This window comes from Peribacillus sp. NPDC097675 (genome assembly GCF_050277655.1).
Classification (GTDB): domain Bacteria; phylum Bacillota; class Bacilli; order Bacillales; family DSM-1321; genus Peribacillus.
The window spans coordinates 45,432-58,977 of the sequence record NZ_JBNNSK010000018.1; the positions used below are offsets into that span (position 1 = coordinate 45,432).

Annotated in this window: 19 protein-coding genes; 17 read left to right on the forward strand and 2 right to left on the reverse strand. The window is 40.5% G+C overall.

The genetic code is table 11. From position 1 onward, the window contains the following. The first annotated feature begins 508 nt into the window (after window positions 1-508). The 15 genes from infA to ACQKL5_RS20225 all read left to right on the forward strand — a co-directional run bounded on the left by infA (window position 509) and on the right by ACQKL5_RS20225 (window position 10,606). Window positions 509-727 (forward strand): translation initiation factor IF-1, encoded by a 219-nt coding sequence (gene infA / locus ACQKL5_RS20155; protein WP_028390440.1) that lies wholly within the window; start codon window positions 509-511, stop codon window positions 725-727. Between the two features lie 41 nt (window positions 728-768). Further along, window positions 769-882: a 50S ribosomal protein L36 gene (gene rpmJ / locus ACQKL5_RS20160; RefSeq protein ID WP_003156543.1), complete on the forward strand. Its 114-nt coding sequence runs from the start codon at window positions 769-771 to the stop codon at window positions 880-882. A gap of 22 nt (window positions 883-904) precedes the next feature. Further along, entirely contained in the window at window positions 905-1,270 is a 366-nt protein-coding gene (gene rpsM / locus ACQKL5_RS20165) for a 30S ribosomal protein S13 (protein WP_063235804.1), read from the forward strand. Window positions 1,271-1,292: 22 nt separating this feature from the next. Next, window positions 1,293-1,682 (forward strand): 30S ribosomal protein S11, encoded by a 390-nt coding sequence (gene rpsK, locus ACQKL5_RS20170; protein ID WP_028390438.1) that lies wholly within the window; start codon window positions 1,293-1,295, stop codon window positions 1,680-1,682. Between the two features lie 176 nt (window positions 1,683-1,858). After that, the gene (locus ACQKL5_RS20175; protein ID WP_427610634.1) at window positions 1,859-2,803 is read left to right on the forward strand and encodes a DNA-directed RNA polymerase subunit alpha; all 945 of its coding nucleotides are present in this window, start codon (window positions 1,859-1,861) and stop codon (window positions 2,801-2,803) included. Window positions 2,804-2,885: 82 nt separating this feature from the next. Beyond that, on the forward strand, window positions 2,886-3,248 hold the full coding sequence (rplQ, locus tag ACQKL5_RS20180) for a 50S ribosomal protein L17 (RefSeq protein WP_057915229.1): 363 nt from the start codon (window positions 2,886-2,888) through the stop codon (window positions 3,246-3,248). A gap of 373 nt (window positions 3,249-3,621) precedes the next feature. Then, a complete protein-coding gene (locus ACQKL5_RS20185; RefSeq protein ID WP_427610635.1) occupies window positions 3,622-4,461 on the forward strand; it encodes an energy-coupling factor ABC transporter ATP-binding protein in 840 nt (279 codons plus the stop codon). Next, complete coding sequence (locus tag ACQKL5_RS20190; RefSeq protein WP_427610636.1) at window positions 4,437-5,303, forward strand: energy-coupling factor ABC transporter ATP-binding protein; 867 nt, start codon at window positions 4,437-4,439, stop codon at window positions 5,301-5,303. Before ACQKL5_RS20185 ends, ACQKL5_RS20190 begins: the two co-directional genes overlap by 25 nt. Next, window positions 5,303-6,100: a cobalt ECF transporter T component CbiQ gene (gene cbiQ / locus ACQKL5_RS20195; protein WP_427610637.1), complete on the forward strand. Its 798-nt coding sequence runs from the start codon at window positions 5,303-5,305 to the stop codon at window positions 6,098-6,100. The genes ACQKL5_RS20190 and cbiQ overlap by 1 nt, the downstream gene beginning before the upstream one ends. 13 nt (window positions 6,101-6,113) lie before the next feature. After that, a complete protein-coding gene (truA, locus tag ACQKL5_RS20200) occupies window positions 6,114-6,854 on the forward strand; it encodes a tRNA pseudouridine(38-40) synthase TruA (RefSeq protein WP_427610639.1) in 741 nt (246 codons plus the stop codon). A gap of 279 nt (window positions 6,855-7,133) precedes the next feature. Next, a complete protein-coding gene (gene rplM / locus ACQKL5_RS20205) occupies window positions 7,134-7,571 on the forward strand; it encodes a 50S ribosomal protein L13 (RefSeq protein WP_034304960.1) in 438 nt (145 codons plus the stop codon). Between the two features lie 20 nt (window positions 7,572-7,591). Beyond that, window positions 7,592-7,984, forward strand: coding sequence for a 30S ribosomal protein S9 (gene rpsI / locus ACQKL5_RS20210; protein WP_402971505.1), 393 nt, complete (start codon window positions 7,592-7,594; stop codon window positions 7,982-7,984). 184 nt (window positions 7,985-8,168) lie between these two features. Next, window positions 8,169-8,594 carry a DUF2521 family protein gene (locus tag ACQKL5_RS20215; protein ID WP_427610640.1) on the forward strand — a complete coding sequence of 142 codons (426 nt, stop codon included), beginning with the start codon at window positions 8,169-8,171 and terminating at the stop codon, window positions 8,592-8,594. 92 nt (window positions 8,595-8,686) lie between these two features. Continuing rightward, complete coding sequence (cwlD, locus tag ACQKL5_RS20220; protein WP_427610641.1) at window positions 8,687-9,403, forward strand: N-acetylmuramoyl-L-alanine amidase CwlD; 717 nt, start codon at window positions 8,687-8,689, stop codon at window positions 9,401-9,403. A 144-nt stretch (window positions 9,404-9,547) separates the two neighbouring features. Beyond that, window positions 9,548-10,606: a P-loop NTPase gene (locus ACQKL5_RS20225; RefSeq protein ID WP_427610642.1), complete on the forward strand. Its 1,059-nt coding sequence runs from the start codon at window positions 9,548-9,550 to the stop codon at window positions 10,604-10,606. Between the two features lie 42 nt (window positions 10,607-10,648). On the opposite strand, the gene gerD is transcribed toward ACQKL5_RS20225, so the two are convergent. Then, complete coding sequence (gene gerD, locus ACQKL5_RS20230) at window positions 10,649-11,236, reverse strand: spore germination lipoprotein GerD (protein ID WP_427610643.1); 588 nt, start codon at window positions 11,234-11,236, stop codon at window positions 10,649-10,651. Window positions 11,237-11,376: 140 nt separating this feature from the next. Here gerD and ACQKL5_RS20235 point away from each other — a divergent pair, with 140 nt between their 5' ends. Further along, window positions 11,377-12,051, forward strand: coding sequence for a KinB-signaling pathway activation protein (locus tag ACQKL5_RS20235; protein WP_427610644.1), 675 nt, complete (start codon window positions 11,377-11,379; stop codon window positions 12,049-12,051). Window positions 12,052-12,140: 89 nt separating this feature from the next. Here the strand turns inward: ACQKL5_RS20235 and pdaB are convergent, their stop codons facing one another. Beyond that, window positions 12,141-12,893 carry a polysaccharide deacetylase family sporulation protein PdaB gene (pdaB, locus tag ACQKL5_RS20240; RefSeq protein ID WP_427610645.1) on the reverse strand — a complete coding sequence of 251 codons (753 nt, stop codon included), beginning with the start codon at window positions 12,891-12,893 and terminating at the stop codon, window positions 12,141-12,143. Window positions 12,894-13,018: 125 nt separating this feature from the next. On the opposite strand from pdaB, the gene ACQKL5_RS20245 reads away from it, so the two are divergent. Beyond that, window positions 13,019-13,252, forward strand: coding sequence for a hypothetical protein (locus ACQKL5_RS20245; RefSeq protein ID WP_427610646.1), 234 nt, complete (start codon window positions 13,019-13,021; stop codon window positions 13,250-13,252). The last annotated feature ends 294 nt before the right edge of the window (window positions 13,253-13,546 follow it).

Genomic DNA, 13,546 nt, shown 5'->3' on the forward strand with positions numbered 1-13,546 from the left:
GTGCATTCCTTTCATACAAAGGGTATAATGGATTTCGCAACAGCATTTACACATTTATCGATCAGGTTCTTGCACTTGGTATTCCCTGAATTGGGCGATTACTTCTTAAGTAATCTTCATGGACATATCCGGTCGGCAAAATTGTTGAAGAAATGCAACGACTCTAGTAGATATCTAAAAGAGTCATGATATAGAGGGTAGAAAGAAGCTATGCCAGGCGTGCGCCTTTCAAACATCTCCCATGCTATTCAAGCCTATGTCGAGACTAATTGCTTCTCTTTTTTTGAGAGTATGTCGGTCACGGAATCGGTCAAGACTTACATGAGGACCCATAAATCCTCATTTCGGTCCAGCTGATAAAGGTCCTCAGTTAAAGCCTGGTTCTACAAAATGGTGAATACTTGATGCAGAATTGTAAGACTTTTGAGGATAATTGGACTGGAGTAAAGTTGACGGAAAGATGTGTACCTGTAATAGGTTCACGCATAGAGAAGGGAGAATCACTTTAATGGCGAAAGACGATGTAATTGAAGTAGAAGGCACAGTACAAGAGACTTTGCCAAATGCAATGTTTAAGGTAGAATTAGAAAATGGTCATACTGTTTTAGCTCATGTATCCGGTAAAATTCGTATGCACTTTATTCGCATTTTGCCTGGAGATAAAGTTACGGTTGAGCTTTCCCCGTATGATCTAACTCGCGGCAGAATCACATACCGGTTTAAATAAATCCGGTTACGCTCCGATCTGTATAAGGAGGTTAGATAGCAATGAAAGTCAGACCATCAGTCAAACCAATCTGCGAAAAGTGTAAAGTTATCCGCAGAAAAGGTAAAGTTATGGTTATTTGCGAAAACCCTAAACATAAACAAAAACAAGGCTAAATAGAAGGAGGTGCACTCAAGCATGGCACGTATTGCTGGAGTAGATATTCCCCGTGACAAACGAATTGTTATCTCATTAACATATATATATGGTATTGGAAAACAAACTGCGATTAAAATTCTTGCAGAAGCTGGTATCTCTGAAGAGACTCGCGTTCGTGATTTAACGGAAGACGAATTAAATAAAATTCGTGATATCATTGACAAGTTAAAAGTAGAAGGCGATCTACGTCGTGAAATTTCCCTTAACATCAAACGTTTAATGGAAATCGGTTCATACCGTGGTTTACGTCACCGTCGTGGTCTTCCTGTTCGTGGACAAAATACAAAAAACAATGCTCGTACGCGTAAAGGACCTCGTCGTACTGTAGCTAACAAGAAAAAATAATTAGTAAAGGAGGTTACTTTTCATGGCACGTAAAACTAATACACGTAAACGTCGTGTGAAAAAGAATATAGAAACTGGTATTGCACATATTCGTTCAACATTCAATAACACAATCGTTACTATCACTGATTCTCATGGTAATGCTATTTCTTGGTCAAGTGCTGGAGCATTAGGATTCCGTGGATCTCGTAAATCTACTCCTTTCGCTGCACAAATGGCTGCAGAAACTGCTGCTAAAACATCTATTGAACATGGTATGAAAACTCTTGAAGTTACAGTTAAAGGACCAGGTGCTGGACGTGAAGCTGCTATTCGTGCACTTCAAGCTGCTGGCCTAGAAGTAACTGCAATTAAAGATGTAACTCCAGTTCCACATAACGGATGTCGTCCGCCAAAACGTCGCCGTGTTTAATTTTTCTGTATAGATTTTGTATTCCTGTCAATAATGGGATATAATACTGAGTTTGCGTTCTTACAGAAGATTAATTTTTCAGTTGTTGCGCACAGCGGGAACGTATACATGGGGAATTTCGGTTAAGTGACAAGTTTACTTGCCGGGGTTTTGACGTTTTGAAGGAGGGTTTATTGATGATCGAAATAGAAAAACCAAAAATCGAAACGGTTGAAATCAACGACGATGCCAAATTCGGTAAATTCGTCGTAGAGCCACTAGAGCGTGGGTATGGTACTACATTGGGTAACTCCTTACGTCGTATCCTATTATCCTCACTCCCAGGTGCTGCTGTCACAGCTATACAAATTGATGGAGTGCTACATGAGTTCTCAACAATTGAAGGCGTCGTAGAAGATGTAACATCAATCATCCTAAATGTGAAAAAGCTAGCTCTTAAGATTTATTCCGATGAGGAAAAGACGCTAGAGATTGACGTTTCGGGTGAAGGGGTTATCACGGCTGCTGATATCACTCATGATAGTGATGTAGAAATTCTTAACCCGGATTTATATATTGCTACAATCGGTAAAAACGGTCATATGCGTATGCGCTTATCTGCACGTCGCGGCCGCGGCTACACTCCTGCTGTTCAAAATAAGAGGGAAGATCAACCTATTGGTGTAATTCCAATCGATGCGATCTACACTCCAGTTTCACGCGTATCTTTCCAAGTGGAAAATACACGTGTAGGACAGTTGTCTAACTTTGACAAGTTAACGTTCGATGTTTGGACTGATGGCAGTACGGGTCCGCAAGAAGCGGTAGCACTTGGAGCTAAGATTTTAACAGAGCATTTGAATATCTTTGTTGGTCTAACTGATGAAGCTCAAAATGCAGAAATCATGGTTGAAAAAGAAGAAGACCAAAAAGAAAAAGTTCTTGAGATGACTATCGAAGAATTAGATCTTTCTGTTCGTTCTTATAATTGCTTGAAGCGTGCTGGAATCAATACCGTTCAAGAGCTTGCTCATAAAACGGAAGAAGATATGATGAAAGTACGTAATCTAGGTCGTAAATCACTTGAAGAAGTGAAAGCGAAACTAGAAGAATTAGGCTTAGGTCTTCGTAAAGACGACTGATAACATGGCGGAATCATCCATTATGTTGTGAGCCTTATACTAGACACACAATATAGAACTTCAACAAAGGAGGGAATCTCTAATGGGTTACAGAAAGTTAGGACGCACTAGCGCACAACGTAAAGCATTACTTCGTGATTTAGCTACGGATCTTATCATCCATGAGCGCATCGAAACTACTGAAGCACGTGCTAAAGAATTACGTTCTGTAGTAGATAAAATGATCACTCTTGGTAAACGTGGTGACTTGCATGCACGCCGTCAAGCTGCAGCATTCATCCGTAACGAAATCGCTGACGCTGAGAAAGGCACAGATGCCCTTCAAAAGCTATTTAGTGACGTTGCTCCACGTTATGAAGAACGTCAAGGCGGATACACTCGTATCATGAAAGTTGGTCCACGCCGCGGTGACGGTGCACCAGTCGTGGTTATTGAATTAGTTTAATAACAACGATGAAAAAGGGCAGGACAAAGGAATATACTCACTTGTTCTATGCCCTTTTTCTTTTTTATTTTAAATCCTGTATGTTAGAAATTCGCATTGAGTGTTACGATGGCTGGCGAAACCTTTTTGTCAGGGGAGCCTTCACGTCTAGCTCAAGCATCCCTTCCCGCTTTTGATAAGCGATCCAATAAGATAACCTGTTTTTCGTAACAGGACTGCTCCAAGCTGCTCTTAATTTACCGAAAATTCTTTCGGTGGAAGGGGTGCAGCGTTTTTTTATATGTTCAGAAATAATTGCTGATATTTCATTGATGGTTTATGTAGTTTGAGCCGAGTAAGGAAGATGAGTGCAGTCGAGGATGAGGAGGGCCACATGAGGAAGAAGCTTGTTTCTTTAAATAATATTATTTTCAAATATGAGGGTCAGTCTAGAAACGCCTTAGATGATGTATCTTTTGATATATATCAAGGGGAGTGGCTTGCAATTGTTGGTCATAACGGTTCCGGCAAGTCGACTTTAGCGAAATTGTTGAACGGACTTCAATTCGCCCACTCAGGTACGATTATGATTAATGATCAAATATTGACTGATGAAACCGTTTGGGATGTCCGGAAAAAAATTGGGATGGTTTTTCAAAATCCTGATAATCAATTTGTAGGCACTACAGTTCAGGATGATGTGGCTTTTGGTTTAGAAAACGCCGGTGTTTCTCAGCAGGTTATGGTGGAGCGTGTTCATGGTGCATTAACTAAGGTCAAAATGAATGCCTTTCTTAATCAAGAGCCGCACCATCTATCCGGCGGTCAAAAGCAAAGGGTTGCCATTGCAGGCGTCATTGCCTTGCAACCAGATATAATCATATTAGATGAAGCAACTTCTATGCTTGACCCGAGAGGCCGTGAAGAAGTGCTTGAAACGGTTAGAGAATTAAAGCAGGAAAATGAGATTACGGTAATCTCGATTACCCATGATCTTGAGGAGGCGGCGAAAGCCGATCGGATGATAGTCATGAATCAAGGCCAGTTATATCGTGAAGGGACTCCCGAGGACATATTTAAATTAGAAGATGAATTGATTGCCCTTGGACTGGATATACCTTTTTCGGTGAAGCTAAGCAAAGAACTTCAAAAAAATGGCGTTCGTGTCGTAAATGGGCATTTGACAGAGGAAGAGTTGGTGAAGGATTTATGCGAATTACACTCGATGAGGTAGAATACCGCTACCAGATAAATACTCCATTTGAACATTTGGCCCTTCATGACGTCAATATATCAATGGAATTGGGAACGTATACAGCAATTATCGGTCACACGGGTTCCGGTAAATCTACGCTACTACAGCATTTGAATGCTCTCTTAAAGCCGACTAAGGGCCAAGTCATCATTGGTGACCGCACGATAGTAGCTGGGAGAAAAGAAAAGCTACTGCGGCCCATTAGACAAAAAGTAGGCATTGTCTTTCAATTTCCAGAACATCAACTATTCGATGAAACGGTTGAGAAGGATATTTGCTTTGGTCCAATGAATTTTGGAGTTTCCGAAGCAGAAGCTAAGGAACTGGCCAAAAAAGCCATCGTCCAGGTAGGCCTTAGTGAGGAATTTCTTGATAAATCTCCTTTTGATTTATCTGGTGGACAAATGCGACGGGTGGCCATTGCAGGTGTCTTGGCAATGGAACCAGATGTTTTAGTGTTAGACGAGCCGACTGCCGGACTTGATCCTCGAGGTCGAAAAGAAATCATGGACATGTTTTATGAATTGCATAAAGTGAGGGGCATTTCGACTATTTTAGTGACCCATAGCATGGAAGATGCGGCTAAGTATGCCGATGATATCATTATTATGCATAAGGGTACGGTGTTCCAAAAAGGAACGCCTCAGGAGATTTTTTCCCAGCCTGAGCAATTGCTCGAGTTAGGATTGGATGTTCCCGATACGGTTCGATTCCAACTCAAGCTCCAGAAAGAGTTAGGTGTTCGATTCGATCATCCCTGTCTTAATATCGAGGATTTGGCCATTGAAATCGATAAAGCCATGAAACGGGGGAACCGCTAATGCTTGATAAAATGATTATCGGGCGATATGTCCCTGCCGACTCTGTGGTGCATAAAATGGACCCTCGGGCTAAACTATTACTTGTGTTCCTTTTTGTCTGTGTAATCTTTTTAGCGAATAATGTGGTGTCATACGCCCTTCTTGCAGCATTCACAGTATTGTTAATCGTCTTATCCAAGATTCCGCTTCGTTATCTTTATAATGGGTTAAAGCCTATACTATTCCTAATCATCTTCACTTTCCTTCTCCATATCTTTTTTACGAAAGAAGGAGAATTGCTTTTTGAATTTGGTTGGATTGAAATATACGAAGGCGGTTTGATTCAAGGCCTATTTATATCTGTAAGATTTACATTATTGATATTGGTTACGTCACTCCTCACTTTGACGACCACGCCCATATCCATCACGGATGGCATGGAAGAGCTTTTAGGACCTCTTAAAAAGTGGAAAATGCCTGTTCATGAACTTGCTTTGATGATGTCGATTGCTCTTCGCTTTATTCCTACACTCATGGAAGAGACGGACAAAATCATGAAGGCACAAACTGCAAGAGGCGTGGATTTTTCATCGGGGCCCATTAAGGATCGTGTTAAGTCCATTGTTCCGTTACTGGTTCCTTTGTTCGTCAGTTCATTTAAACGAGCAGAAGAATTGGCGACAGCCATGGAATCCAGGGGGTACCGTGGCGGGGAGGGCCGTACGAAATACCGGCAATTACAATGGAGGATCAGTGATAGCCTGCTGATGGTTTCCGTTGCGGTCCTTACAGTCATGTTGTTTATATTACGTTCATAAGAGGTAAGAGTAGATGCCAAAGTATAAATGTTTGATAGCCTATGATGGTACGGAATTTGCTGGTTATCAGGTACAGCCAGAGAAGAGAACAATCCAAAGTGAATTTGAGGCCGTATTAGCTCAGATCCACAAGGGGACAGTTGTTAAAGTGATAGCCTCAGGAAGGACAGATTCAGGGGTCCATGCCAAGGGTCAGGTCCTTCACTTTGAGTCCCCGCTAGTCTTCCCTACGGAAAATTGGGTAAAAGCCTTCAGTGCGCTCCTTCCGGATGATATTATTGTTTTGGAAGTGGAGATTGTCCCTGATGATTTCCATGCGAGATTCCACACGACGGGCAAGGAGTACCGATATATCATTGACCGTTCTACGTTAAGGGATCCATTTCAGCGCAACTACGCCTATCATTACCCTTATCCGATAGATGAGGAAGCAATTACTGAAGCCATTTCATATTTAGTGGGCACACATGATTTTACAAGTTTTTGTTCGGCTAAGACGGAAGTGGTCGACAAAGTACGGACCATCCAGGAAATCGATTTTCAAGAGACTGAAGGATTTTTAGTTTTTCGGTTCGTTGGAGAAGGGTTCTTGTATAATATGGTTCGTATCTTGGTTGGGACGCTGCTTGAAGTCGGTAGCGGTAAGATAGCCCCCCGAGAAATCATTGATATTTTGAACAAAAAAGATCGAAGCTTTGCGGGGAAAACAGCACCAGGACAAGGCTTGTATTTATGGAAAGTATTTTACAAATAAAAAATATTTTCAGGATGCACCGAATTTTTTACAAGTAATGAAAAGACTTGAATTTTGTTGAGGCCGCTATGGACGTGGCTTAACGGGTCTAAGAATCTTTTCGTGAAGATATTGCATCAGTTTTTAAGACAACTTATCCTAGTGTAACATTCCCTTGACAATGATACTGGGAGAAGTTAATATAATATGGTATGTATTTTAATCCCACGATAAGCCCCGGAAGTTTATTGTGATTGAAAATAAATATAAAAAATTAAAAAGTTTTTTAGGAGGTTAACCATGCGTACGACATTTATGGCGAAAGCTAATGAAGTAGAACGTAAATGGTATGTGATTGACGCTGAAGGCAAAACTTTAGGTCGCCTTTCTACTGAAGTAGCATCCATCTTACGTGGTAAACATAAACCAACTTTTACACCGAACATCGATACTGGTGATCATGTAATCTTAATCAATGTAGAAAAAATCCACTTGACTGGTAAAAAATTGACTGACAAAATTTATTACCGTCACACTATGCACCCAGGCGGTCTTAAAACTAGAACTGCTCTTGAGATGCGTACAAACTACCCTGAGAGAATGCTTGAACTTGCTATCAAAGGTATGCTTCCAAAGAATTCTCTTGGTCGTCAAATCTACAAAAAATTACACGTATACGCTGGAGCTGAGCACCCACACGCTGCTCAACAACCAGAAGTTTACGAATTACGCGGATAATTACTAAGGAGGTTACTATCTTGGCACAAGTTCAATATTATGGTACTGGTCGCCGTAAGAGCTCAGTAGCTCGTGTACGTTTAGTACCAGGCGAAGGTCGCATCGTTATTAACGGTCGTGACATTAATGAATATATTCCTTTCGCAGCATTACGTGAAGTTGTAAACCAACCACTAGTTGCTACAGAAACTACTGGAAATTACGACGTTCTTGTAAACGTTAGCGGTGGTGGATACACTGGACAAGCTGGAGCAATTCGTCACGGTATCGCTCGTGCATTGCTTCATGTAGACCCAGAATTCCGTCCAGCTCTTAAATCTGCTGGATTATTAACACGTGATCCACGTATGAAAGAACGTAAAAAATACGGTCTTAAAGGCGCACGTCGTGCACCTCAGTTCTCAAAACGTTAATCTTTTGGAACTTCAAAAAGCTCCAGCCATTTTATGGCTGGGGCTTTTTTTTTATCTATATGGCCTTCTACTCTGATTAATTATTTCCAATTGAATCAGTGAATGGTTCGTGCTGGTATGTAAAAAGCTATATGCAACTTGGGAAATAAATTGGGAAATGGGGTCTGACCCCGGAGGTGAATGGATGAGTGTGGTTGTAGGTTTGCAGGAGATGCAGCGAGAGCGGCAGTTGAAGTTTGAACGAAGGTTACTTAGGGAGTTATCGATTGAGGATATGAGGGGCAGGATCAAACGGTATTTTGGGGAGGAATACCTGGATGTCTTGGAAGAAGGGTATTTTGACGTGGCTATTGAGGCTTATCTTTTGGGGGCGAACTATAGTAAGTTTGGATATTATGGAGAATCTGAAGAGGATGTTAGAGCCCGTTGTAGGAAGGAAGAAAAGTTTTTGGTTGATACCCTTTTTAATTTCATCTTATATTGGCGGGAAGTGACGGTAAGCAACGCTATTGATGAAGGAGTTTTTTACTGTTGTGAAGGATTTGTAGGGGATTGGTGGTTGGACGGCTTTAAGACGGGTGAAAAACGATATAAGATGAAGCTCCATTAAGAGAGGGATTATATCCTTCAAAATAACCTGTTCTAACTCCATGGATTGTCCCATATTTTATAGATAAAGGGACTAGTGGAAGGAGAACGGTCATGCGCAGGAAATTGAAATATACAGGAATCGCTATGGGGTTGTTTGTCCTTTTTTTAATAGTGACATTCAAATTTGTTGAAGATGATTCTTGGGAGTCTTGGAACCTTCCGCTGACGGGTAAGGTCATCATTCTTGATGCAGGTCATGGGGGAATGGACGGGGGCGCCAATATCCAGGAAGTAATGGAAAAGGAAATCGCCCTTTCGGTTACGTTGAAGGTAAGGGACTATTTACAGGAACAGGGTGCTCTTGTTATTTTGACGAGGGAAAAGGATATTGATCTAGCTTTGCAGGATACAAAAGGAATCCGTAAACGAAAACAAGAAGATCTCAGGAACAGGGTTCGAATGATCAATGATTCTGAAGCGGATTTATTTCTGACCATCCATCTGAATTCATTTCCCTCGGCATCTTCGAAAGGGGCTCAAACCTTTTATACAAATCGGTTTGAAGAGAATAAGCAGGTGGCAAAGTTTATCCAGACAGAAATTATAAGGAATTTAGAAAATACAAAACGAGACGCGAAAACAATCAATCATGTATATTTGATGAATTATGCTAAGAAACCGGGAGCGTTGGTTGAGATCGGCTTTCTCTCTAATGATGAAGAGCGAGAAAGGCTAATGAGTGACAAGTACCAAGAGAAAATTGCAAGTTCAATATATATGGGAATCTTACGGTATTTTACGGAGGAGAAGCTCTCGGATTCGGATTGATTATTTAGGTAAAGGTCTTGTTGTACAAGGCCTTTTTGTTATGTAGAACCTTGAGGCATCCCGAGGTGAAGATAATAAGCTTTATTTCCGGATTATGTTATACTACAATTGGGAAAAGAAAACGAATTCAAAGGGGTGCTCGACTTGTTAACTGAAGAGAAAGTACTGAATTTATTAAAGGATCTTAAGGACCCTTTTCTACATAAAAACCTTGCAGATACAAATGGAATTTTGGAAGTGAAGATCAAACCTGAAAAAAACCATGTAAGCGTTAAGTTAGCTATCGCGAAAACAGGTACCGCTGAGCAAATGCAAATGCAAACAGAAGTTGTCGATCTATTGAAGGGTAACGGAGCGGATTCGGTGGGTATACGGTTCGCGGAACTATCCGAGGAAGAGTTGGCAAAGCATCGCGACAGTATGCCTCAGGATGAGAAAGATTTAGGTTTGCTTGGACCGAATAATAAGACGCAATTTATCGCGATTGCGAGTGGTAAAGGGGGAGTGGGTAAATCCACGATTTCCGTGAATTTGGCTACATCCCTTGCCCGTCTTGGCAAAAAAGTTGGACTGGTCGATGCTGATATATATGGCTTCAGTGTACCTGATATGATGGGTATCACGAAAAGGCCGGTTGTCCGCGGGGAAAGAATTATCCCTGTCGAGCGTTTTGGCGTTCAGGTAATTTCGATGGGCTTCTTCGTGGAAGATAATGCTCCGATAATCTGGAGAGGTCCGATGCTCGGAAAAATGTTGAACAGTTTCTTCAATGAAGTGGAATGGGGCGAACTTGATTACTTGGTTCTTGATTTACCTCCAGGTACAGGAGACGTCGCGTTGGATGTCCATACCATGCTTCCTTCATGTAAAGAGATCATTGTCACTACCCCACACCCGACTGCAGCCTTTGTTGCAGCAAGGGCTGGAGCCATGGCTATTAAAACGGAGCATGAAGTTATTGGGGTAATTGAAAACATGTCTTATTTCGAAAGTAAAACCACTGGTGAGAAGGAATACGTATTTGGTAAAGGTGGAGGGGCGAAGCTTGCAGAAGAACTTCGTACAGATGTTTTAGGACAACTTCCTCTTCAACAACCTGACTGGAACGAAGAAGATTTCGCACCTTCTATATACGCGGCTGACCATAGATTAGGTAAGATTTATGAGGAAATCGCTAACAAGGTCATTGATAAATTGCAATAACAAGAAAAGGGCTGCTTCCCATTTGGAAGCAGCCTTTTCTTGTTAATCTTTAGATTTATCCTCAGTTTTCGATTTTTCTTCCTTTTTTGTAGCCTTAGTAGCTGCTTTATCTAAGCTCTCTTGCATCTTTGCTTCAACTAGAGGACTTTCCATTGTCTCTATGATCAGCTTTTTATAGACGGCTCTCATTTCTTTCGTTTTCAGTAACTTATTCATTTCCTTATCCAAGTCAGGTTCTTGTAAGATCTCTATCAGCATGCCTCGATACTGCGGATCCTTTGTTAAGTCTTTTAATAGCTTTTCATGTTCGTCTTTTAAGGCTTTCGCGTAAGCGGCAGTGAATTCGGGATCTTTAAAAGCCTTTTTCCAAAACTCTTTGCCTTTATCGGAAGTTACAGTATCTTCAATGGATTTCTTAATGATATCCGAGTCCATAATGAGTTCAGTTTTTGTTTTATCATCCGAAATGGTGTCCTGTATGGCCTTTTTCCCATCGTCTGTTTTTAAGATATCGACGACCATCTTCTTTGTCTCTTCATAATCCATTTTCCCTTCACTAGCTCCGTTTTGTGAACAACCGGTACAAAAGAGCAAGAGTAACGTGAAAAACAAAGCAAACCCCATTTTCATACGTAGAGCCCCCTCTTTAATCTTACATATTGTTAATATGGTTCCCGGTAAAGGATATTATCCGCTGGTAGAATAAGTGGATTTTTCCAAATATGGTTGGTACAATTGAGGAAATAAATAGAAATATGTGGAGGAAAAGGATGAACAGCCGTAATTTAGTTCGATTGTTTATGACAACATTGCTTATAGGTGGGGTAACGGGCGGAGTCGTAGGATTCATAGCCCGGTGGAGTGAATTTGAACCTTATTTCACATCGTTTGAAATTAAAGCCATCCTTTCAACGTTTGTTTGGTTATTTGGAGTGGGGTTGATTTTCAGTGTGATAAGTCAAGCGGGATTTTTTGCTTATTTAACAATACATCGTTTCGGTCTGGGGATATTTAAAAGTGTTTCTTTATGGAATGCGGTACAAGTAGTCCTCATAGTTTTTGTATTATTCGATTTAGTTTATTTGCGTTTTCTTACCTTTGGATCAGGTGAGGGAATTGGTTCCTACATATTATTAGCTTTGGTGGTCCTAGTGATAGGGATGGTAACGGCTTATTTTAAAATGAGACAAACGAATAAACAGGCATTTATTCCTGCACTATTCTTCATGGTGGTGGTGACAGTACTAGAATGGATACCTGTCCTCTATACGAATGATGACGGTTGGCTCTATTTCATGTTGTTCCCGTTGCTTGTATGCAATGCCTACCAATTAATGATATTGAACAATCTAATAAATCGTTCCCAAGAAGAGTTAGCAGACAAGAAAGTACGGAAACAAACTAATGAGAAGAAGTTTAAAGCTGAAGGGTTAGAAGGTAAGTAAACCTTTCTGAAAGCGGAGATTATATGTTCATCACGAAAAACCTGACTATCCTAAGTCAGGTTTTTCGTGTCTATGTTCAAGTGAGGCTATCATTTTATTTCTTCACTTCTTGCTGATGAATTAGAAATCATCTCGGAAACATTAACGAAGTTCAAATCTTTGCCACGGAGTTCATCTATTAAATCGGGCAGTGCTTTATTAGTTTGCTTAGCAGAATCGGACGCGTGCAATAGGATGATATCTCCTTTATGGGCCTTGCTAACGTTTTGAACGATTCGTTCAACGCCCGGATTCGTCCAGTCCTTTGAATCTATACTCCAATGAACTACGGTATATCCGAAATTTTCGCTGATCTTAAGGAGTCGCTTATCGAAATGACCGGTCGGTGCCCGTAATAGTTCGATGTTTTTTACATTTAGCTTTTTGAATACTTCCTGGGCTTTGGAGATGTCCCGGATGATTTCCTGGTCACTGAGATCCGTGTAATCTTTATAGTCGTAACCAAGAATCCCTATCTCATATCCTTCTTTTGCAATAGCTGCTACCATGTCAGGGTGACGTTCAGCCCAAGAACCAGAAAGGAAAAAAGTAGCCGATTTAATCTTTTCTTTTTTTAACGTTTCTAATATAGGAGCTGATTTCTCATCCCCCCATCCGATATTGAATGTGATGGCAATATTTTTATCTCCCTTATACACTGCCTTGGGTCCATCATCGGTGGAAAAAACAGGAGCATGTAGGATATTCTGCACGAAAAGAAACCAAGCGGTAAATACAGCCGTAATTAAAATTAACGAATATTGTTTGATGTTCTTTGCTTGAAACACCATGAAGAATTTCATTAATCCATCCCCTTGTCCAAATGCTCTTGTCATCATATTTATGCTCTTATTGTGGAGTTATGCAAAAAAAGAAAAGCTATATTAATGGGGTTGGTTGGGAATGATGGTTTTTGGAGGTGATAGATATGATGGGTCTCTTGATTAATGATAAGGAAAAGGAGGAATTACTGTATCTCCTTAAAAGAGAAATGGATGAAATTCTATTTGATTTACAGGATGAGAGAATAGATCATGTAGTAAAAAGAGCAATCGATGAGAAGTATAACATCCTATTCAATTTGTTTAAAAGGATGGGTACAGAAAGGGAATGTCTTGCCTATGTACGGGGCAAGCGAAGCTTAAAAAAAAATCATGAATAATATATTGAAAATCTATTGACTATTAAATAATTCGCTGGTATATTATAAAAGTTGCTGCAAGACATTAGCTTTTTAAAAAAAGATATTAAAACTTTTTTAAAAAAGTTATTGACGAAGCAAAAGAAACGTGGTAAGATATTAAAGTCGCTAAGGACATCGGCGATAAAAATTGCTCTTTGAAAACTGAACAAAACAAAGCGCCAACGTAAATTTTGAGTGAGCACACACTATAAAAAAAGCAAAATGAGCAAGTCAAACATTTCTTCGGAGAGTTTGATCCTGGCTCAGGACGAA